The organism is Archangium primigenium (assembly GCF_016904885.1).
Lineage (GTDB): Bacteria > Myxococcota > Myxococcia > Myxococcales > Myxococcaceae > Cystobacter > Cystobacter primigenius.
Map to the genome: position 1 here is coordinate 3706713 of NZ_JADWYI010000001.1, position 21333 is coordinate 3728045.

At 70.5% G+C, this 21333-nt stretch carries 14 protein-coding genes; 5 read left to right on the forward strand and 9 right to left on the reverse strand.

Translation table 11 applies throughout. From position 1 onward, the window contains the following. Nucleotide 1 precedes the first annotated feature (1 nt). Nucleotides 2-2407 (reverse strand): DNA internalization-related competence protein ComEC/Rec2, encoded by a 2406-nt coding sequence (locus I3V78_RS15385; protein ID WP_204496642.1) that lies wholly within the window; start codon nucleotides 2405-2407, stop codon nucleotides 2-4. Nucleotides 2408-2638: 231 nt separating this feature from the next. Between I3V78_RS15385 and I3V78_RS15390 the strand changes: the two genes are divergently transcribed. Further along, nucleotides 2639-3133 (forward strand): CarD family transcriptional regulator, encoded by a 495-nt coding sequence (locus I3V78_RS15390; protein WP_204488628.1) that lies wholly within the window; start codon nucleotides 2639-2641, stop codon nucleotides 3131-3133. A gap of 98 nt (nucleotides 3134-3231) precedes the next feature. On the opposite strand, the gene I3V78_RS39235 is transcribed toward I3V78_RS15390, so the two are convergent. Then, entirely contained in the window at nucleotides 3232-4413 is a 1182-nt protein-coding gene (locus tag I3V78_RS39235; protein WP_239576440.1) for an FHA domain-containing protein, read from the reverse strand. A 141-nt stretch (nucleotides 4414-4554) separates the two neighbouring features. Between I3V78_RS39235 and cysS the strand changes: the two genes are divergently transcribed. Together cysS and I3V78_RS15405 are read left to right on the forward strand one after the other, a co-directional pair. Then, entirely contained in the window at nucleotides 4555-6012 is a 1458-nt protein-coding gene (gene cysS, locus I3V78_RS15400; RefSeq protein WP_204488630.1) for a cysteine--tRNA ligase, read from the forward strand. 226 nt (nucleotides 6013-6238) lie between these two features. Beyond that, the gene (locus I3V78_RS15405) at nucleotides 6239-6823 is read left to right on the forward strand and encodes a hypothetical protein (RefSeq protein ID WP_204488632.1); all 585 of its coding nucleotides are present in this window, start codon (nucleotides 6239-6241) and stop codon (nucleotides 6821-6823) included. Nucleotides 6824-6886: 63 nt separating this feature from the next. Here the strand turns inward: I3V78_RS15405 and I3V78_RS15410 are convergent, their stop codons facing one another. From I3V78_RS15410 to I3V78_RS15440, 7 genes are all read right to left on the reverse strand, one after another. Continuing rightward, complete coding sequence (locus tag I3V78_RS15410; RefSeq protein WP_338023593.1) at nucleotides 6887-9088, reverse strand: M4 family metallopeptidase; 2202 nt, start codon at nucleotides 9086-9088, stop codon at nucleotides 6887-6889. 75 nt (nucleotides 9089-9163) lie between these two features. Then, nucleotides 9164-10501, reverse strand: a complete 1338-nt coding sequence (locus tag I3V78_RS15415) for a DUF418 domain-containing protein (RefSeq protein ID WP_204488635.1) — start codon at nucleotides 10499-10501, stop codon at nucleotides 9164-9166. 42 nt (nucleotides 10502-10543) lie between these two features. Further along, nucleotides 10544-13093 carry a hypothetical protein gene (locus I3V78_RS15420; RefSeq protein ID WP_204488637.1) on the reverse strand — a complete coding sequence of 850 codons (2550 nt, stop codon included), beginning with the start codon at nucleotides 13091-13093 and terminating at the stop codon, nucleotides 10544-10546. A gap of 74 nt (nucleotides 13094-13167) precedes the next feature. Further along, nucleotides 13168-15099, reverse strand: coding sequence for an FG-GAP-like repeat-containing protein (locus I3V78_RS15425; protein ID WP_204488639.1), 1932 nt, complete (start codon nucleotides 15097-15099; stop codon nucleotides 13168-13170). 32 nt (nucleotides 15100-15131) lie between these two features. Then, the gene (locus I3V78_RS15430; RefSeq protein ID WP_204488641.1) at nucleotides 15132-15716 is read right to left on the reverse strand and encodes a DUF1989 domain-containing protein; all 585 of its coding nucleotides are present in this window, start codon (nucleotides 15714-15716) and stop codon (nucleotides 15132-15134) included. After that, complete coding sequence (gntA, locus tag I3V78_RS15435; RefSeq protein ID WP_338023594.1) at nucleotides 15713-16531, reverse strand: guanitoxin biosynthesis heme-dependent pre-guanitoxin N-hydroxylase GntA; 819 nt, start codon at nucleotides 16529-16531, stop codon at nucleotides 15713-15715. Before gntA ends, I3V78_RS15430 begins: the two co-directional genes overlap by 4 nt. 63 nt (nucleotides 16532-16594) lie before the next feature. After that, nucleotides 16595-17170, reverse strand: a complete 576-nt coding sequence (locus I3V78_RS15440; RefSeq protein ID WP_204488646.1) for a hypothetical protein — start codon at nucleotides 17168-17170, stop codon at nucleotides 16595-16597. A gap of 96 nt (nucleotides 17171-17266) precedes the next feature. On the opposite strand from I3V78_RS15440, the gene I3V78_RS15445 reads away from it, so the two are divergent. Together I3V78_RS15445 and I3V78_RS15450 are read left to right on the forward strand one after the other, a co-directional pair. Continuing rightward, a complete protein-coding gene (locus I3V78_RS15445; protein ID WP_338023595.1) occupies nucleotides 17267-18232 on the forward strand; it encodes a lysophospholipid acyltransferase family protein in 966 nt (321 codons plus the stop codon). An 82-nt stretch (nucleotides 18233-18314) separates the two neighbouring features. Then, the gene (locus I3V78_RS15450; RefSeq protein ID WP_204488654.1) at nucleotides 18315-21320 is read left to right on the forward strand and encodes a PAS domain-containing protein; all 3006 of its coding nucleotides are present in this window, start codon (nucleotides 18315-18317) and stop codon (nucleotides 21318-21320) included. Nucleotides 21321-21333 lie beyond the last annotated feature (13 nt).

Consider the following 21333-nt stretch of genomic DNA (forward strand, 5'->3'; position numbering starts at 1 on the left):
GCTAAGGCTGGTGATGAGACAGGGGACCGGCAACGACATCCCGCTCGCCGGGCGAGGGGGAGGGCAGGAAGGCACTCAAGCGGACGTCGTGCCCGTCGCTCTCCAGGGTGATGGCGCCCTGGAGGTCCGTGCGCAGGCACTCGGTGCCCAGGTCCCGGTAGCGCGCCGCCACCTCCGGATGGGGGAAGCCGAAGCGGTTGCGGCGGCCCACGCAGAACACGACGTAGCGGGGCCGCACCGCCGCGAGCAACTCCGGCGTGGAGGAGGTGCGCGAGCCGTGGTGGGGCGCCTTGAGCACCGTCACCGGCCCCAGCCGGGCACCCTCCAGCAGGGCGGCCTCGCCCGCCTCCTCGATGTCTCCGGGCAGCAGCACCGTGACGTCGCCATGGCGCACGAGCAGCACCACGCTCTGGTCGTTCACGCCCTCCAGCCACTCGCGCTCCTCGGGGGGCCCCAGCACCTCCACGGTGGCCTCGCCGAGCGCGTACACGGCCCGGCCGCGCTGGACCTCCTCGATGGCCGCCCCCGAGGCCACGGCGATGAGCCGCCGGGACAGGGGCCCGTGGGTGCTGCCCGCGGGCAGCCACAGCCGCTCGGTGGGCACCTTCTCCAGCGCGGAGATGAGCCCCAGGGCGTGATCCGGATGGGGATGGGAGAGCACGGCCAGGTCGAGCCGCGGGATGCGCGCGGCCTGGAGGAAGGGGACCACCACCCGGAGGCCGGGATCGGCGCCGCCGGGCACGCCGCCGCCATCCAGCAGGGCATGGTGGCCGCGGGAGCTGAGCACCAGCGCGTCGCCCTGGCCCACGGACAGGAAGGTGAGACGCAGTCCGGGCTCGGGGCGCACGTGGGGCCACACGAGCGCCAGGGCCAGCGCGCCAGGCACCAGCAGCCCGCCCCACCGCCAGCGCCGCTCGCCCAGCGCCCAGAACCCGAGCCCCGCCGCGTACAGCAGCGACGCCGCGAGGCCGAACGCGGGTACGTCCACGGTGGCCAGCGGCACGTGGGCGAAGAAGCGCGTGAGCCCGAGCAGCACCCACGAGGCCCACGCGCCGCCCCAGAGCAGCGGCGTGGCCAGCCAGGGCGACACGACCTGGAGCGCGGCGCCGCCGGCGGCGAAGCCCGTGAGCACGCCGCACAAGGGCAGACACACGATGTTGGACACGAAGCCCGCCAGGCTCACCCGCCCGAACGTCGCGGCCACCAGGGGAAGACTGGCCAGCGTCACCGCGCCGCTCGCGCACAACGTCTCCAGCACCGTCTCGCGCAGCTTTCCCCCGTGCCGCGCGAGCCAGCGCGACTCGCGGGGATCCGGCGGCGGCACGGGCAGGGCCTCGCGCAGGGCGGGCGTGAGCAGGAGCAGGCTGAAGACGGCGAGGAAGGACAGTTGGAGGGAGAGATCCGCCACGCTGGAGGGCCCCCACACGACGAGCACGGCCGCGGCGGCGGCCAGGCTGTTGAGCCCATCGGCCCGCCGCCAGAGCGCGAGCCCCAGCAACACACACGAGGCCATGACCGCCGAGCGCACCGCCGGGGGCTGCGTCCCGGTGAAGACGACGTAGGCCCAGACGAAGGGCACGCTCACGGGCGCGGCGAGCCGGCGCGCCTCCAGCCGCCGCAGCGGACGCACCACCGCGCCCAGGCGCACGAGCCCCCCGCGCAAGAGCGCCAGCGTCATGAGCGCGAGCGCCGCCACGTGCAGCCCGCTCACGCTCAGCACGTGCGCGAGCCCGCTGCGCGAGAAGTCCTCCTCAAGCCCCGCGTCCAGCGAGGCGCGCTGCCCCGCGGCCAGGGTGAGGAAGAGCGCCGCGGCCTCGGGGCTCGGGGCCACGGCGTTCACCGCCTGGCTCAACTCCGCCTGCAGCCGCGCCAACTCCTGACGCCAGCGCGCGGGCCGCGACAACACCACCAGCCGCTCCGCCTGGAACCCGCCCGTGAAGGCCATGCCCTGCCGGAAGCGCTTCTCCGACAAATCCTTTTCTCCTGGGTTCGACGCGGGCGCGAGCGGTTGGATCCGCGCCTCCAGCCGCACCCGCTGGCCGGGCAGCAGGGGCGGGGGCTCGCCGCGCGCGGAGAGGTTCGCCAGGAAGCGGGCCGCGACGCCCTCGCCGGGGCCCACGCGTGCCACATCCAGCAACAGGCGGGTGGTGTCCCCAAAGCGCTCCACGCGCTCCACCTCGCCCTCCATCAGGGCCGTGCCGCCCTCGCGCAGGGCCTCGGGCACGTCCACCTGGGCTTCCAGCGACGCCAGGCAGCCCCCGGTGAGCGCCAGCATCCCCAGCACGCCCAGATGGGCACCAGGCAGGCGGGCGAGCCCCACGAGGCCCACTCCGAGGGTTGAAGCCAACAGAAGTTGGAATAACCCGCTCCGCGCTGTCTGTTGAATCCCCAGACCCGCTCCGAGCATGAGGCTCACGGCGGGAAAGAACAGCGGGCGCACGGTCAGATCACGCCAGGAAAAACGGCTCACCACACCCCCCCAACACCCATCCACCCGGCCAAAGCCGCGCAGGCTAATCAGGACAAACCGGGCGGGTCAAGACGCCAATGTTGCCGGATGGGTTGGATTGTGGTACCAGTGAGCGGCTTTCCGAGGCCGGTTGTCGAGACCAAGCCATCCTAGAGGAGGCGGTGACGAGTGCAGACGAGCTTCAAGACCGGTGATAAGGCTGTGTACCCTGGCCAGGGCGTCGGCGAGGTGATGGGTATCGAGCACACCGAGGTCGCTGGGCAGCGTCAGTCCTTCTATGTGTTGCGCATCCTGGAGAACGGCATGCGCATCATGATCCCGATCAACAAGGTGGGCTCGGTTGGCCTCCGCGAGATCATCAGCGAGGAGGACGTCAAGCAGGTCTACTCCATCCTGAGGGAGAAGGACATCTCGGTCGACTCCACGACGTGGAACCGTCGCTACCGGGAGTACATGGAGAAGATCAAGACCGGTTCCGTGTTCGAGATCGCCGAGGTGCTGCGCGACCTCTACCTCCTCAAGGGCGACAAGGACCTGTCCTTCGGTGAGCGCAAGATGCTGGACACCGCGCGCTCGCTGCTCATCAAGGAATTGTCGCTGGCCAAGGACTGCTCCGAGGACGAGATCGAGTCGGACCTGAAGAAGATCTTCAACCTGGCCTGAGCCGCCTCAGGCTGGAGTCGAGAACCCCGGGACCCTCCGCGTGAGGGACCGGGGTTTTTGTTTGGGAGTTCCAGGCGCGGCGCCCCGCGCCGGAGCGCTCATGGGCTCGCGCGCTGGGCCTCGTTCAGGCGCGTGCGCACCTGGCGCGCCAGGACGCCCTTGCCCCGGGCGATCTCCTGGTCGAGCGCGAGCGCCGAGGTGAGGTGGGTGACGGCGGCCCGGGAGTCACCGTCCTCCAGGGCGGTGCGGCCCGCGGTCCACTCCGCCTGGAAGCGGGTGAGCAGGGCGGCCTGCGTGTCGAGCTGCCCCGCGCGGGCGAGGGCCAGGGCCTCGTCGAGCCGCCCCTGCATGTAGTGCGTGAGGACCTCGGCCTCGGTCCGCCTGCGCGCCTCGCGTCCGGTGTCGCCCTTGTCCGCGGTGGGCACGGGGGGCCGGGTCGTCGGCTGCGGGGGCGGGGCCACCCGGACCGGCGTGGGCGGCACCTCCTCGATGGACTCGGTGATTTCCGAGAAGCCGGGGTGTTCGGCGTGCGCGGCCGACGCCTGGGACGCGGCCGACATGGAGCGCATCACCCGCATGAGGGGCAGCATGAGGAAGACGGCCACCAGGGCGCCCGTGGCGGAGGCCAGCAGCAGCATGCGCTGGTTGCTCATGCGCACCCGGAGCGACGAGGGCTTGCGGCTGTAGGCACGGGCGGGGCGCTCGGGCACGGGCCCGGGACCGCGCAAGCGGAGCAGGGCGTTGCCCATGGCGATCTCATCGCCGGAGAACAGCTCGCGCTCGGTGTGCAGCCGCACGCGGTTGACGTAGGTGCCGTTCTGGCTGCCCAGGTCCTTGAGCAGCAGCCGGTCCCCGTGCCGCGTGAGCTGGGCGTGGCGCCGGCTGATGGACGGGTGCTGCAGCCGCAGGTCCGACGCCGAGGAGCGACCCAGCCGCAGGACGCCTTGATGGATGGGCACGAGCTGGCCGCTGCCCGGTCCCCGCTCGACGTAGAGGAACGCGCGCGCATGGCCCGCGTCCTCGTACTCGCCCGAGGTGAAGCGGGCTGGCGGCATCTCGCGGTCCTTGCTCTCCCGGGACGCGCCCGCGCCTCCCCGGGGGCCCCGGCGGCGCGAGCCCACGGGGAACTGGGGAACGCGCTGGGGGCGGGGATCATCCGCCTGGAGCGGCGCCACCTCGTCGTCGTCGAAGGGCAGTTCCACGTCGTCCGAGCGCGCCGTCGTGTCCCCCGGGGTCGGAAGAGGGGAGCGGGGCGGGCGCTTGGGATTGGGAGGACTCATGGGGGACATTCGCTCCGGGGTCCCGAGGATAGTCTTTTTTCGGCCTCCTGCGCAGGGTGCCCGGGCGGTCTGTGTTGACTGCCTCGGCCCGTCCTGGCGAAAGTCGCTCCTTCGATCCGGAAACCCAGGAGGTTCGTGCACGTGGCCGCGGCATCCATCCGCCTCTTCAACACGATGACGATGCAGAAGGAGACCCTGGTGCCCGAGGTCCCGGGCAAGCTGGGGGTCTACGTCTGTGGTCCCACCGTCTACAGCTACGTGCACATCGGCAACGCCCGGACGTTCACCTCCTTCGACGTGGTGGTGCGCTACCTGCGCTCCCGCGGCTTCGAGGTGCGCTACGTGCGCAACTACACCGACGTGGACGACAAGATCATCAAGGCCGCCCACGAGACGGGCGAGCAGCCGGTGGCCCTGGCCGCCCGCTTCGTCGAGGCCTTCCGCGAGGATGCCCGCGCGCTGCACCTGCTGGAGCCGGACGTGTCGCCCAAGGTGAGCGACCACATCCCGGAAATCCTGCGCATCATCGGCACCCTGGTGGACAAGGGCGTCGCCTACGCGTCCCAGGGCGACGTGTACTTCTCCGTGAGCGCCTACCCGGACTACGCCAAGCTTTCCAAGCGAAACCTGGAAGACCTGTGCATGGGCGAGCGCGTGCATCCCGGCGAGCAGAAGCGCGAGCCGGCCGACTTCGCCTTGTGGAAGGCGGCCAAGCCCGGGGAGCCGTCCTGGGACAGCCCCTGGGGCAAGGGCCGTCCGGGCTGGCACATCGAGTGCTCGGCCATGAGCGAGCGCTACCTGGGGGAGACCTTCGACATCCACGGCGGCGGGTTGGATCTCATCTTCCCCCACCACGAGAACGAGCTCGCCCAGAGCGAGGCGGCCAGCGGCAAGACGTTCGCGCGCTACTGGATGCACTGCGGCTTCCTCGACCTCGAGGGGGCGAAGATGTCCAAGTCCCTGGGCAACGTGGTGCGCCTGCGCGAAGCGCTGGAGAAGGTGGACGCCGAGGCCCTGCGCTTCTTCTTCCTGTCCACGCACTACCGCCACCCGCTGACCTTCTCCGACAAGGGCCTGGCGGACGCGGAGCTGCGCATGGAGTACTTCTACGAGACGCTGCGCAAGGTGGACGAGCGCGTGGGCGGCAAGGAGTTCGCCCCCGGCCCCCTGCACGGCGAGCCCGGCCGCTTCCTGCGCGAGTTCGAGGCGCAGATGGACGACGACTTCAACTCCGCCGGGGCGCTGGGCGCGCTCTCGGGCCTGTTCGCCGCCATGAACGAGTGGACGGACAAGCCGCCCGTCAAGGACAAGGCCCTGGCGGGCCGCACGCTCCAGGCCCTGCGCGCGGACGTGCGCAACGTGTCCGGGGTGCTGGGGCTCTTCGAGGACGAGCCCGCGGGCTGGCTCTTGCGCCGCCGCGACCGGGCCGTCAAGGAGCGCGGCCTGGACGTGGCGCGCGTGGAAGGGCTGATGGCCGCCCGCGTGGAGGCGCGCAAGGCCAAGGACTTCGCCGAGGCGGACAGGTTGCGCGGTGAACTCAAGGCCCTGGGCGTGGAGATCATGGACACCGCCGGAGGCACCGTCTGGAAGGTGGCGTGAAGACGCGCCTCCCCTGGGGACCGGTTCCTGGCCGCTGGCGGATGGAGCGGCCCGCCGCACCCGACGCTTGAACCGCCCTCCGGGCTGTCCTGTCTTGTCCGCTCTTTCCGGGGTGCCCACCCTCGCGCTCGGGAGGGATCGAGCCACTCCCGGTGAGCGCGCCCCCCACGTCCCTTCCCTCCCGGAATGCACCTGGCGCGGCTGCACCGGGCCAAGGAGCGGATGGATGAGCAGACGTCACCTGTGGAGTGCGCGCGCGGTCACCCGGAACATGGGGGGCCTCGCGCTGCTGGGCGTGGGACTCGTGGGGGGGCAGGGGTGGGCCTCGCCCGCGGGCAATGAGCCTCCCCCGAAAGTGCGCCTGACCTGCGTGGGCTCGGCGCGCACGGTGTTCTCGCCCGCGCTGTCGCCCACGTCCCAGTCCGGCAGCATGACCTTGTCCTCGCGCTATGGCGGGTGTCTGTCCATGGGCGGGCAGGGGGCGTCCTGGGCGAACGTGGTCACCACCACGAGCGCCTACCAGAACTTCACCTGTTCGGACGCGCTGGGCGTGGCCTCGGACACCGTGACGGTCACCTGGAGCAATGGCGAGCAGTCCGTGCTGTCACTGCAGCCCTCCGAGGTGGACGAGGAGGCGACCACCACCACCGTCTCCTACGAGGGCCGTGTGGTGTCGGGCCGCTACCAGGGCCTGTCCGTGGTGCGCTCGCTCACCTACCTGAACGCGGACTTCACCACGCGCTGCGCGAGCGACACCGGCCTGCCGGAGACCAACGCCTTCTCCCTGCTCGTGTTCGCCGAGGTTCCCTGAGCCCGTGAAACGCCACCGGGGCGCCGTCAAAAAGACGGCGCCCCGGACGAGGCCCCCCGGCGCTCAGGGCACCGGCTGGGTGTATTGCAGCTTGAGCGAGTAGGTGGCGGGGATGGTGTCACCGCGCACCATGATGAACGCCTTGTCCTGTCCCGGCGGCACCGGCAGCGCGCACCGCTCGGTGGCGCCGGACAGGAAGGGTCGGCAGTGGTAGGCCGTGGTGGTGGGCTGCTCGCCGAAGCGGACGTAGAGGTCCGGATCCGACGTGCCCGACATCACCACCTCGAAGGGGCTGCCGGGCAGCACGTTGAAGGGCCCGTGGTGGGCGCTCACGTTGCGCAGCACGGTGCCGGTGAGGGTCTGGGACACGGGCGTGCCCCCGGGCTCATCCAACGCGCCGCCGCTGTAGGTGGCCTTGAGGGTGACGCCCGTATAGGCCGAGTACGCGTTGATCATCACGTACCAGGTGCCCGCCTGCGGATTGGTGAACGCGCACGTCTCGGAGTTGCCGCTCTTGTAGGGACGGCAGTCATAGGCGCTGGTGTTCGGCGCGGCGCCCAGCTTGACGAACAGGTCCGCGTCTCCGGTGCCCCCGCTCATGGCGATGTTCAGCCGCGAGTGCCCCGCGGGCACCTCGAGCGTGTAGTACTTCTTGTTGCCGGCGCTGCCCGACAGGCCGGAGACGGGCACCGCGTTGCTCAGGGGCGTGGTCTGCGGAGGCGCCAGCGGCAGGCCCACCGCCTTCCAGGCTTCGTTGACGGCCGTGACTTCGGGCGAGCCCTCGCCATACAGCGAGGCGGCGGCCTGCAGCATGTACGTGCGCGCCTGATCGAAGGTGGTCGTGGACGTGAAGAAGTCCGTGTTGGCCTTGTAGAAGATCCGGCCCGCCTTCTCCGGACCGATCGCGGGCACCGCGTTGCTCGTCCGGGCCCGCGGGTGCGCGCCGCCCTTGGACAGCAGCGCGAACACCAGGTTGCTGATGCCCGAGCTGTAGTGCACGTCCACGCCCGTGTAGTAGTCCGCGTAGCTGTCCAGCGAGATGCCATCCTTCGCCGGATCGTCCATGTAGCGCAGCGCGTCCCCGGGCGTGCCGGGCGTCCAGATGTCCTCGCCCACCTTGAAGACATCGTCGTCCGTGGACCAGTTGCGCGACCAGCTCTCGCACACGCCGGCGAAGATGTCGGACATGGACTCGTTGAGCCCGCCGGACTCGCCCGAGTACACGAGGTTGGACTCGAACTGGGTGACGGCGTGGGTGAGTTCGTGCGTCGTCACGTCCGCGTCCAGCCCGAGCGCGATGGAGTTCACGTTGTCGCCGTCGCCGTACACCATCTGGGTGCCGTCCCAGTAGGCGTTGACGTAGTTGCGCGCGTAGTGGACGGTGCTCAAGAGCGGGGCGCCCGCGTTGTCGAGCGAGTCCCGGTTGAACAGCGTCTTGTAGCAGGCGTACGTCTCCCCCAACCGGTCGTAGTTCGTGTCGAGGTGGTTGTCGCCCACGGGCGCCTGGCCCTCGGAGCGCCGGAGCGTTCCGGGCGTGGTGGTGGTGTTGTTCGCGGTGTGCACCTTGCGCTGGAGCGCCGAGTGGACGCGGGGATTGACGAGCAGCACCTCGCCCCGCTCGGCGTCCACGTAGACGAGATCCTCGGACGGGGCGCCGTCCCGCTCGCCCGTCACGCGCACCTCGTAGGCCAGCCGGGGCGAGGCCGCGTCCGCGAGCAGCACGTACACGAGCTCGCCGCCCTCCGCCGCGCGGGCCTGGAGCGCCTTGGACTCGCGCGCGGCCTGTTGCCGGGCCGCGCCCGCGTCGATCCGGGCCTCCAGGGCCACGGGCTCGGCGCCCAGCCGGGCCGAGCCATTGGCCGCGTAGATGTCCTGGTGGGCATCCACGTGCAGGACGAGCTCTCCGCCCACCACGCGCCGACCGTGCAGGGTCTGCTGGTAGCGCAGGTGTTGATGACCCTGGGCATCCACGGCGGCCCGCTGGAACCGCAGGTTCTCCGCCTCGAGCCGGAAGATGGGCGCGATGCCCTCCAGCGCGGGCTCGGCTTCCTTCCCGTTCGCGAGCGCGCCCCCCACGGACGTGGGGAGTCGTCCCAATCGGCCCTTCACGAAGTAGGGCACCCCCGAGTCACCCAGGACGGCCCGCGCATCGTCGAAGCGCGACAGCGCTGTCTGGATGTCCACGTCCTTCTGGCCCTCGCGGACCGCTTCCCCGTTCATCTCCACCGGCGAGCCGCACGCCGCGATGCCAACGCCCAGCCACACGCCCCCAATCGCCTGCCACCACCGCTTCGCCAACGCCCACCCCCGTGAAGAATGCCCTTGCACCCTTCAGCTTAATCACCGCCGGAGACGCGGGGATGGTTCCTGGGCGCCACCTTCTTTCTGGTTCTGTAAGAGGCCCGGGTCGAGCGGACGGGCGAGCGTGAGGCGCATCGGCTGCGCGCGACCATAGGTGAGCGAGCGCCAGACCCACTCGGCCGGACCGAAGCGGAAGCGCGACAGCCAGACATGGCTCAAGGGAATCTGGAGCGCGAAGATGCCCAGGGCCATCGCCACGCTGCGCGAGGGCGGCGTCTGGCCCACGAGGCCCAGCCCCCATCCGTCATAGAGCCACAGGCTCACCAGGCTCTGCATCAGGTAGAGCGAGAGCGCCATGCGTCCGACGGGCGCCAGCAGTCGCATCCCCGCGCGCCAGCGCTCGCGCTGGAAGAGCAGGGCGAAGGCCGCCAGGTACGCGGCCGCCAGACCCAGGTGGCCCACCTCCTGGAGGGTGGGCACGAGGAACATCCAATCGCTCTTCGCGGGATCCACCACGCCCATGATGCGCAGCCGCTGGATCACCAGGCCCACGATGTTGCCTGGCACGCCGAGCACCAACCCCCAGACGAGCAGCCGACGATGCCAGGCCCGGTGCCGCTCCACCTCCTGGAGCAGCAGGTAGCGGCCCGCGAGCAGTCCCAGCAGGAATCGGCCCAGGATGAGACTCATCCACATGAGCCGTTTGACCTGCGGGAGCATGTAGACGCCATGGCGTGCGTTCGCCACCTGGGTCGTCCACGGACTGTCCGCCAGGAGCCCCTCGAGGAACCGGGCCTTCGCCGCGTTGTCGAGCGCGGTCCGCGCCTGCGCCGCCTCGAGCGCCGCCTGGACGCCCCAGAGCCACCGGGGGCCGAAGTATTGGAGCGCGGAGACGAGCAGGGGCACCCCCACCATCAGCGCGAGCACCCACAGAAGCACCGTGCGATCCGACCGGTGCCGGAAGAACAGCAGCGCGAAGCCCACCACCGCGTAGGTGGCGAGGATGTCGCCCACCCAGATCGCGAACAGGTGCGTCAGGCCCATTCCCAGCAACACCAGCAGCCGCCGCGAATACAGCGGAACCAGGGAGACGCCTCGTGCCTGGGCGCGCGTGAGCTGGATGGAGAAGCCCAGTCCGAAGAGGAAGGCGAAGAGGGTGACGAACTTCTGGTTCACGAAGAAGTCGTAGAGCGCCATGACGCTGCTCTCGATCGGAGGCGCCGTCAGATCCTTGAACCGCTCGCGGGGCAGGAGGACCCGACCGCTGAACCACATGACGCTGTTGGAGACGAAGACGCCACACAGGGCGAAGCCGCGCACGGCGTCCAGGAGCGTCACCCGCTCGGCGGCGGGCACGGGAAGAGAGGGGTCGGACATCCGCCTAGCAGACGGTCCTCGGGCCCCGCCGTCAATGCACGCTCAGGGCGCCTCGCTGACCGTGGCGCAGTGCTCCGTGCCGTTCGGATCGTCCAGGCGCACGCGGATGGCGTCCTCCGTGCCCGCGGGGACCTTCACGGTGAGCAACACGTCCTCACCCGCGGCGAGCGCGGGGGACGACAGGCTGCCCGTTGCGTCGCGGCCCACCACCGTCCAGCGCAAGCGGGGCAGCGACGCGCCCGCCCAGGCCTCTGGGGCCCGGTTGCCCGCGCGCACGAGCAGGCGGGTCTCCCCGCTGGGCGTCCGGGTGCGCGAGAGCACCTGGAGCTCACAGGCCGCCATGCGCAGGGTCCGCTCCTTCTGGTTCCATTGGGCATGCGTGGTGACGAGCAGCCCACCCTCCGCGCTCGCGAGCACCTGGCCTCGCTCGTCCTCCACCCGGAGCGACAGCCGCGTGCTACCCGGCTTCAGGGCCACCGGCACGTCGACCCGGTGCGCGTCCACCTGCGAGGGAATCAGCAACGGCGGCGAGAGGTACAGGGGGGCTCGGGAGGTCCGGCCCTCGTGTTCCACGATGACGGTGAGCCGGCGCACCTCCTGCTCGAACACCGCGGCATCGCCTCGGGGCGCCAGCTCGACACGCACGGGCAGGGGCTGGAGGGCGTTCCACGCGGGGCCGGTGGACACGGTCGCGCGCACGTTCTCCGGCTGGAAGGGCAGGGACACTCCGGGCGAGGCGAAGCGCCAGAGCTCCACGCCCGGCCACCGTTGGACGAGGCGTGCCCCCGCGCCTTTCAGCACCTGGCGGTAGCGCACCCCCGCCACGGGATCCAACTCGTCGGAGTGCAGCACCGCGTACTCGAGCCCCGCCCAGCTCAGGGCCTCCATCCGCGCCATCGCCTCGTCCTTCATCATGTTCGCGGGCCGGACCCACTCACAGGCGGGGAGCGTGAAGCCGCTCTCGGCATCCACGGAGGGGCGGCCGTGGATCATGGCGAAGAACATGCGGTAGCGCTCGCGCGACTCGATGACGGGAAGCTCCACCACCGCGCCCTTGCCCGGCTGTCGCGCGAGCCAGGTGTAGTAGGCGGGCGCCTGCGCGAGCGTCATCATCCGGCGCAGCGGCAGGGGCGCGCAGTTCAGCTCGAGGAGGACGCCCACGAGCGCGAGCGCGCCGAGCACGCCTCGGACCCCGCGAGACGTCACCCGGTCCAGCACCGCCGAGACGCCCAGGCCCGCGAGGATCGCGACCGCCAGGGACGTGAAGAAGTGGAAGCGCGCGGGCGTGCGCACCGTGCCATAGCCTGGCAGCTTCATCAGCCACGCCCAGAGCCCGGGCCCCGCCCGTTGATGATCCCGCCAGTACACCTCCGGCCCGAGCGACGCGAAGAAGTAGAACACCGCCACGCTCGCGAACAGCCAGGCCACGCGCCGGGTCTCGCCCATGCCGAGTCGGCGGCCTCCGAGCGCGGCGGCGAGCAGCACCAGCACCGCCACCACCGCGAACTCCCGCCGCTCGATTCCCAGCCGCACGAGCAATAAGGCGCCGCCTCCGAGCAGGAGAGGCGGCAGCCACGTCCCAACGCGAAGGATCTTTCGCTCCCGCTCCGGGAAGAAGAGCCCCCCGAGCGCGAGGAGGAGCACGCTCCCGCCGAGAAACGTCAGGCTCTCGCCGCCCGGGCGGATCGGATTCGCCGCGCCGTACAGCGGATGGAAGGCGGGCGCGGCCTTGAGCTGTTCGACGTTGCCGGAGTAGCCCTGGATATCGACCACCTTCCGCTGCACGTCGTACACCTTCGCCTGCAACAGGTAGGGTGTGTAGACGGGCACGAGCAGCAACCCGCCCAGGGCCACCGCGCCCACCAGGAACAGCAGGCCGCGCCGCCAGGACTCCCGGGGCAGGGTCGTGAGCAGGTACAGCCCAAACATCAGGGACAGCGTCACGGAGTAGATGCCCACGCTCACGCTGGCGCTGAAGGCGGCGAAGGTCAGCACCGAGACGAGCAGGGCCCTGCCGGGCGTGGGCCTGTCCCGGAGCGCCAGGAGCGCGACGGCCAGGTACACCCACCACTGGGTCTGCAGCACGTGCCAGTGATCGAACTGGTGGATGCGCCAGAGGCAGAAGGCCGCGGCGGCGCCCGCCACCAGCCCTCCGGCGGGGTGCCGGGCGAGCCGACGCACGAGGAGGAACGTCCCGTGCCCCGTGAGGGTGAAGCTCAGCAGCGTGCCCAGGTTGACGAGCGTCAACCGGTCCTGGGTGAAGGGCAGGAAGGGCAGGGCGCCGTAGAGAAAGCCCAGCGACACATCCGTCGTGGTGAACGCGTTGGGATGGGGAAAGAAGAGATCGAGGTCGAACAGCCGGCGCTGTCCCGCGAGCCACGCGAGCTGGTGGTTCAGCATGCGCGCGCACAGCAGTGGATCATCCACCCCCACGTCCACCGTGTGCGTGGACAGGTGCGCCGCGAAGGGCCACGTCATGGCCACCGTGAGCCCCGCGAACAGCAGCAGGACCGCGCCCTCCCTCGCGAGCGTTCCCCACCGACCCGGAGGGCCAGCGGGGGACGGGGTGGGGGTGTCAGCGGCTCCGGCCACGCGAGGCTCCTGGGCGAAGCCTCGCGTCATAGGTCAGCCCCTCCGGCGCCGCAACGCCCGTGTCCCGGTGGGCTTCACGGCTCCTGGGCGCGGAACACCTTGGTGTCGCCCTCGTAGGCGCCGGGGTTCCAGTACACCTTGTCCGCCCCGGGCGTCCCGTCGATGGGCGCGAAGAAGAAGCGGGTATTCTCCGAGCCACTGAAGCCCGTGTTGTCCATGACGGGGCTGCCCGCGAAGTGGGTGCCCGCGCTCGGGTAGATCTGCATCCGCCCCTGCCGGAAGGTGGGGCGCCAGAAGATCTTGTCCGCCTTGCCGTCTCCATCCAGGTCCGCGAAGTAGAAGCGCGAGGTGTCCACCCCGCTGGTTCCCGCGTCGTGCGCGAAGGCGAAGGGGAAGGCCCCGGCGCCGGTGGAGCGGTAGACGCGCGTGCGGCCTCCGTCCTGGTCGGGATTCCACACGATGCGGTCCTCCTTCGTGTCGCCGTCCACGTCCGCGAAGTACACGCGCGTGCCCTCGCTGGTGTTCGGGCCGTCACTGCTCTGCACCGCCGCGCCGAAGGACGGGGTCGTGCCACGCCGGGCCACGTAGGTGACGAACGCGCCCCCCCGCTCCGTGGGATTCCAGCGGATCAGATCCGCGCACCCATCCCCCGTCACGTCCGCGAAGAAGTAGCGCGTGGACTCGCTCTTGCTCGCGGCCTGGGTGACGGACACACGCTCTCCGAAGGTGCCATCACACCGGGACGGGTAGATGCGCACCTCGCCATCGCCCAGGGTGGGCCGCCAGAGCACCTTGTCGGCGCAGCCATCCCCGGTGACGTCCGCGAAATAGAAGCGCGTGGTGGACACCACGCTGACCGCGCCCTCGTTCTTCACCGCCGGGGCGAAGCCCCCGTCGCACCGCGAGATGGCCACCCACGTCTCGCCCTCACCCGCGGCGGCGTTCCACGAGATGCGGTCCGCGCACCCATCCCCCGTGACGTCCGCGAAGAACAGTTGCGTGTCCGCGGAGGTGCCACTGGGCGTCGGGGACAGGGTGGAGCCGGCGGAGAAGAAGGCGGGCCGGATCGTGGCGAGCACCGGGTAGTGGTCCGAGGGGGTGTTGCCACCGCTCTGGGTCCGGTCGATGGCGGGTGCCGAGGAGGTGAGCTCTCCGCCGGTGTGGAGGATGTAGTCCAGCCGCGCGTAGTTCGTGGACGTCGAGCCGTTCCAGGCGTTGTTGAAGGTGGCGTCGTCCACGCCCGTCGTGCCGTCGAACCGGGCCGTGCGGAACAGCCGCGCGCCGCTCTCCAGGTCCTCGATGGTCGTCTCCCCGGGCGTCGACTTGCTCTGTGCATCGACGTTGAAGTCGCCCATGGCCACCACGGGTACGCCCGCGGGCCGCGTGGCGAGGAACGTGGCCATCTGCTCGGCTTCCTTCAGCCGGCCCAGGGAACAGATGGCCGAATAGGCGAAGTGCGTGTTCGCCACGAAGTACGCCTTGCCGGATGTCAGATCACGCAGCCCCACCCAGGAGATCTTCTTGCCCTCGGCGTGGCTGTAACACTCGGCGCTGCTGGCGTAGGGGTTGACGAGCGCCTCGTTGCCCTGGCCCACCTCGGGCGCGAGCGCGAAGCGGCTCTTCTTGTAGAAGATGAGCTTGGGGCTGCCGCCGCCCGGGTTGTAGACGGCATAGGGCTTGTCGCTCCCCGTGAGCCCCGCGATGAGATCCGCCGGGACGCTGGGGCCGCCCGCGGGGGCTTGGGCCTCCTGCACGCCGACGATGTCCGCGGTGTTCGCGAGGATGCGCTCGATGACCGCCGCCTTGCGGTTGGGCCAGGCGCGCACGCCCGTGTCGAGCGGCCCCCGCACGTTGTACGTCATCACCCGGAAGGCCCGGTGCCCCGTCGACGCCGCGGCGTGGGCCTCCCCCACGCCCGACTCCCGGACCTCCGCGGGGACTCCCTCATGAGGACCGCAGGCACACACCCCCGCCACGAGCACCGACGACAGCCGTGAGATTTTCATGGCTCCGGAACATAGCCGGAAAACCAGGATTCTCAGCGCGTGTCTTGAATCGTGTAGGTGATGGGCTTGCAGTGCCCGTTGTTCGTCTCCTCGTGGGAGCAGGCGGTGAGCCCCACGAGCAGATCCATCTCGGCCTCGAAGAGGATGGACTGGCCGGCGCGGGACAGGGGCGGCTCGATGTGGATGCGCCCCGAGGGCTCGAAGACCACGTTCATGAAGATGTTGAAGGTGGTGGAGATCTGATCCGGCGAGATGCCGAAGGGCGCCAGGTTCTTGGCCAGGTTCTCGTGACAGCTCGGGTGCCACGCCTCGTCGCGCGCCACGATCTGGAACATGGCGAGGCTGCACGGCGTCATGAGGAAGTCATGGCGCCCCACCTCGTCCTCCACGATGCGCAGCATCACCCGGCTGCGATTGGAGTAGAGCGCGTGCCCGGTCGTCAGCAGCAGGGTGTCCGCGTAATCGACCGAGCGCCCCGAGGACAGCCACTCGCCCGCGTCCGCGGCACTGAAGCAGAAGAGGTCCGACACCTGCTGACCCCGCGGATCCTGCACCCGCAGGCGCTGGCCGCGCTCCAGCCGGAAGGCCACGCCGGTCTGGGGGGGAATCTCGATCACGACGTGCTCTCCGGCGGCTTCAACCCGTGCTGGAAGGGGCACTTCCATTCCGAGGTGTTCTGCCGTCCCGAGAACTGGATGGACTCCCACTTGTCGCCGTACTGCTCGACCATGGGGTTGACCGAGCCCTGGAACTTCACGTCCCGCTCGCGGTTCTTGCGCACGATGGCCGTGTACTGGCCCCGGCGGTCCAACTCCTCGAACTGATCGTAGAGGTTGAAGATCACCGCCGGGTAGGGGAAGCGGCGCGCCAGCCGGGAGCTCCGCGGATGCGCCCCCACGATGAAGAACGCGTCCCCGCCCAGGCTGAAGCAGAAGCGGGGATCCGCCGGATCCGAGCTGAAGAGGGGATCCCACGGCTCCTGGAGATCCGTGTGCGAGGTGAGGAACGACAGCTCGCGCCACATGCGCGCCTCGAACTCCTCCTCGCTCAGCGAGGGCTCCGGCGCGAACACCGCCCAGAAGCTCAGGTAGAGCGACTGGGATTGCCGCTGCTGCTCGCGGAAGAAGAGCAGATCCTGCGCCAGCGCCCGGTTGTGCCGTCCTTGACCCAGTGCGCCATAGAGGCCCACCAGATACTCGTGCTTCGTCATGGATTGGACCGCGGGGATGCAAGGATATGATTTGGGGTCCAACCAATCACGCATCGCGGTCTGCACGTCCTGACGGGAGGGCGTGGTGACTTCACGCGATGCGTCACCCAAGGGCTTCAATCCATCCGCGCTCGGCTGATGCAGATGCGCCGAGGCTTGAAATCGCATCATCCTAAACCGATAGCAGGTGGCCTCCGTCCATGTCCGCGCTCGTGGGGGCATGTCCGGAGCGAGTGGTGGGAACTCGACAGGTCCGCCTGGGGTTTCGCGTTGCCGGGTCGGCGTTCAGCGCGTCGCGGTGAACTTGCGGCTCATGTAGCAGGCCGGAGTGGTGCTGGACGCGCCCTCCACGGGCTTGATGGTCACCGTGTACGAGCCCGAGGCGGTCGCGGGCGCCTGGGCATTCGCGGGCCGCGTCTCGAAGCTTCCGGAGAAGCCGATCACGACCGGGTGCGCGCGCCCATCGGCGAGGAGGAACGCATCCGACTCGCGGTCGTACGACGTGTACAGGTTGAATCCCCCCTGGTCGTAGTGCCCCCGGTACTCCAGGCCCTCGGTCTGGCCGTCGAGCCGGACCCCGAGCGCGTCTCCGTCCCGGAAGAACTCGGCCCGCTGGGGAAACTTCCACTGGAACTGTTCACACTCCGCGGAGACAGGCGGCTGCTCCGGGTAGGCCAGGGTGTAGGTCCCCGCGACGGCGTCACACGCCTTGTCACAGGTGGGCAACTTGCCCTCGAACAAGCCACAACCGCCCGAGGCGCCAAAGCCGCTGCCCATGGTGACGGTGCCGAGCAGGGCGAGCAGGGTCGCGCGGAGGGGAGGAGAAAGGCGGGAGGGAGCGGACGCGGACGGGCGTGACATGGGTGGGAAAGGCTCCAGGGAAAGGCCCGGGACATTAGCGCATTGTCTCGCGAGCCCCCTTGCCTGGGGTCCCGCTTCCGGGTGGAGTGCGCCGCCGTGTCCGCCCCTCCTTCCGCTCCCGAGTCCACGCGGCTGCCCGTCCCGCTTCCGCCCCCCCGGCTCGCCGAGGTCCAGGGGGTGCGTCCCTCACCGGTGGTGGGCTGGTTCGCCAACCGGCTGATGGACGCGGTGTGCGCGCTGCCCGCGTCCACGCGGGACGGGCTCGCCCGGTTCGTGGGGGGGCTGGCGTACACCCTGGGCATCCGTCGTCGGGTGGCGCTGGAGAATCTGGCCCGGGCCTACCCGGACATGAGTGACGCCGAGCGGCACCGCATCGCCCGAGGGGCCTACATCTCCATGGCGCGGGTGGTGCTCGAGTCCATCGACCAGGCGGACCACGTGGACCCGGCGTGGGAGGAGCCGGAGGTGCGGGGCGAGGCGTGGGCGGCGCTCCAGGCGACGATCGCCCGGGGACAGGGCGCGCTGCTGGTGACGGCGCACTTCGGCAACTGGGAGCGCGCGGGAAAGATGGTGATCCGGCGCGGCATTCCCCTCAACGCCCTGGTCCGCCCCCTCAAGGGCGCGCTGAACATGCGCATCGTGGATGGCCGCGTCGCCGCGGGCGTGGGCCTCATCTACCCCAAGGGCGCCATCGCCCAGGCCCAGGAGGCCATGCGCCACGGGGAGACCGTGTTGATGCTGTTGGATCAATCGCTGCCGGCGAAATCGGCGGTGTTCGTGCCCTTCTTCGGCCAGCCAGCGTCCACGACGCCCGCCATGGCGGTGGTGGCGCGGCGGACCGGGGCGCCGGTGTTCGTGGTGATGGGCGTGCGCGACGAGAGCGGCCAGCGGTTGCGGCTGGAGATCCAGGGGCCCATCGCGCCGCCCGAGGCCGCGACGGAGCAGGAGGCCCTTGTCGCGCACACGGCGGCGGTGACGGCGGTGCTGGAGCAGTACGTGCGGCGCTACCCGGACCAGTGGCTGTGGTTGCACCGGCGCTGGAAGGTCCAGCCGCCCACCTGAGCCAACGGCCCGGGCCGTTGAGCGCCGGGGCGGGGCACCGGAAGGAGCGCGCGGCGCGTCTGGATGTTGTATTTCTTGGGAAGTGGAGACACTCCAGACCTGTGTCCTTCTCGTGGACGATGACCCCGCCAATCTGGCGACCCTGGAGGCCGTGCTGGAGCCGCTCGGCCAACGCCTGGTCTGGGCGGACTCCGGACAACAGGCGCTGCGGCGCGTGCTCGAGGAGGACTTCGCCGTCATCCTCCTGGATGTCCGCCTGGGGGACATGAGCGGCCTGGAGGTGATGGCGCTGTTGCGCGAGCGCGAGCGCAACCGGCGCACCCCCGTGCTGCTCATGACCGCCGCGGACGTGGACCACGAGGAGCTGCTGCGCGGCTATGCACACGGCGCGGTGGACTACCTGACCAAGCCCTTCATCCCCCAGGTGTTGCGCGCCAAGGTGGGCACCTTCGTGGAGCTGCGGCGTGCCCAGGAGCGGCTGCGGCTCCAGGAGGAGCACCAGCGCGCCCACGAGCGGCGCCAGTGGGACGCGGAGCACAGCAGCGTCCGGCGCCGCGAGCAGCGGCTGGAGGCGGAGCTGCACTCGCGCACGGAGGCGCTCAACTCCAGTGACGAGCGGCTGCGGCTGGCCGTGGAGGCCACGGCGCTCGGCATCTGGGACTTCGATCCCCTCACCCAGCGGCTGGGGTGGGATGCGCGCTGCAAGGAGCTGTTCGGGGTCTCGCCCGATGCCAACGTCACCTACGCGCTCTTCGACGCGCGTCTGCATCCCGAGGACCGCGCGGCCACGCACGCCGCGGTGACGCGCGCGCTCGAGCCGGACAGTCAGGGGCTCTACGACGTGGAGTACCGCGCGGTGACCGAGCCGGGACAGCCGCCCCGGTGGCTGCGCGCCACGGGACGGGCCATCTTCGAGGAGGGGCGCGCGGTGCGCTTCCTGGGCACCCTGCGCGACATCTCCGCGACCCGCAACGCCGAGCAGGAGCGCAGCCGGCTGCTGGCCGAGGCGCGGCGGCGGGCCGAGCAGCTCCGCGGACTGGCCGAGGCGTCCGTGTCCTTGCACACCACGGAGGCCCTGCCCGCCATCCTGTCGCTGCTGGCCGAGCGGGCGCGCGACATCGTGGGCGCGCACCAGTGCGTGGTCAGCCTGACCCAGGGGCCCAGCTGGACGCAGGTCGTCTCCGCCGTGTCGCTGTCGGACAAGTACGCGGCCTGGCGGGACTACACCAGCCCGTCGGATGGCTCGGGCATCTACGCCGAGGTCTGCCGCGCCAACCGACCCCTGCGCATGACCCAGGCCCAGCTGGAGGCCCACCCCGCGTGGCGGGGCTTCGGCGCCCATGCCGCCCACCATCCCCCCATGCGGGGCTGGCTCGCCGTGCCGCTCTTGAGCCGGGCGGGCGGCAACCTCGGGCTGCTCCAGTTGTCCGACAAGGTGTGGGGGGAGTTCTCCGCGGAGGACGAGGCGATCGTCGTGCAGCTCGCGCAGATCGCCAGCGTGGCCGTGGAGGATCGTCGGCTGGTCGAGCGGCTGCGCATCCAGCGCGAGAACATGTTCGCCGCGCTCATGGGCGTGCCCGAGCCCCTGGCCGTCATGCGCGGGCCGGACTTCGTCTACGAGATGGTCAACACCCGCTTCCAGCAGGCCCTGGGCGACCGGGTGCTGGTGGGGCTGCCCGCGCGCCAGGCCCTGCCGGAGCTGGAGTCGCAGTCCTTCTTCGAGCCCATCGAGCGCGCCTGGCGCGAGGGGGTGTCCATCCATCTCAAGGAGGTGGTGCTGCGCTGGCGCAACGCCTCGGAGGACACGCTCCAGGAAGGCGTCTTCAACCTCTCCTACCAGCCCCTGCGCGACTCGGAGGGGAGGGTGGAGGGCATCATCTCCGTGGCCTTCGACGTCACCGCGCAGGTGCGGGCCCGCACCGAGGTGGAGGCCCTGGCCGAGCGGCTGAGCCGCAGCGAGAAGGGCCTGAGGGCCCTGGCCAACTCCATTCCGCAGCTCGTCTGGATCGCCGAGCCGGACGGCCAGGTGCCCTGGTACAACGACCGGTGGACCGCGTACACGGGCTTCACCGCCGAGCAGATGCTCACCACGGACTGGCGGCGCATCTACATGGAGGAGGAATTGCCGTGGGTGGCGGAGTCCTGGCGCCAGGCGGTCTCCAGCGGCGAGGTCTGGGAGGAGCAGTTCCGGCTGCGCTCGGTGGACGGCACGCCGCGCTGGTTCCTCACCCGGGCGATGCCCGTGCGCGACGCCGAGGGGCGCATCGTCCAGTGGTTCGGCACCAACACGGACATCGACGACGAGCGGCGCATGCTCGAGACCCTGCGCCAGGCCGAGGAGGAGATCCGCCGGCTCAACGCGGGGCTGGAGGCCCGCGTGCGCGAGCGCACCACCCAGTTGCAGGAAGCCAATCAGGAGCTGGAGTCCTTCAGCTACTCGGTGTCCCACGACCTGCGCGCGCCCCTGCGCCACATCCTCGGGTTCGCCCAACTGCTGGAGCGGCGCGCGGGCCCCTCCCTGGACGACCAGGGCCGGGACTACCTGCGCAAGATTGCCCGGGCCGCGAGCCAGGGCGGCACCCTGGTGGATGATCTCCTCGCCTTCTCGCGCATGGGCCGCGCCGAGCCGCGCTTCACCCAGGTGGACCTGACCGCGCTCGTGAAGGAGGTGCGCCGCGACCTGGAGCCCGAGTTCAAGGGCCGCCGGATCGAGTGGAACGTGGCCCCGCTGCCCCGCCTGCACGCCGATCCCTCCCTGCTGCGCCAGGTGCTGCACAACCTCCTGGCCAACGCCGTGAAGTACACCCGGACCCGCGATCCCGCGCGCATCGAGGTGGGCACCCTCCAGACCGAGACCGAGACCGAGGTCTGGGTGCGCGACAACGGGGTGGGGTTCGAGATGAAGTACGTGGACAAGCTCTTCGGCGTCTTCCAGCGATTGCACACCTCCGAACAATTCGAGGGGACGGGCATCGGGCTGGCCAATGTCCGGCGCATCATCTCGCGTCACGGGGGGCGGACCTGGGCGGAAGGAGCCCTGGAGGGGGGCGCGACTTTTCACTTCACCCTGCCTCGGGTCTCGACCTGATAGAGAGGTGGCT

What these genes read in the sequence shown, in the direction of transcription:
- I3V78_RS15385 (WP_204496642.1), bottom strand. Translation starts at nt 2,407, where the DNA reads ATGCTCGGAGCGGGTCTGGGGATTCAACAGACAGCGCGGAGCGGGTTA.
- I3V78_RS39235 (WP_239576440.1), bottom strand. Translation starts at nt 4,413, where the DNA reads ATGAGTCCTCCCAATCCCAAGCGCCCGCCCCGCTCCCCTCTTCCGACC.
- I3V78_RS15405 (WP_204488632.1), top strand. Translation starts at nt 6,239, where the DNA reads ATGAGCAGACGTCACCTGTGGAGTGCGCGCGCGGTCACCCGGAACATG.
- I3V78_RS15415 (WP_204488635.1), bottom strand. Translation starts at nt 10,501, where the DNA reads ATGTCCGACCCCTCTCTTCCCGTGCCCGCCGCCGAGCGGGTGACGCTC.
- I3V78_RS15425 (WP_204488639.1), bottom strand. Translation starts at nt 15,099, where the DNA reads ATGAAAATCTCACGGCTGTCGTCGGTGCTCGTGGCGGGGGTGTGTGCC.
- gntA (WP_338023594.1), bottom strand. Translation starts at nt 16,531, where the DNA reads ATGCCCCCACGAGCGCGGACATGGACGGAGGCCACCTGCTATCGGTTT.
- I3V78_RS15440 (WP_204488646.1), bottom strand. Translation starts at nt 17,170, where the DNA reads ATGTCACGCCCGTCCGCGTCCGCTCCCTCCCGCCTTTCTCCTCCCCTC.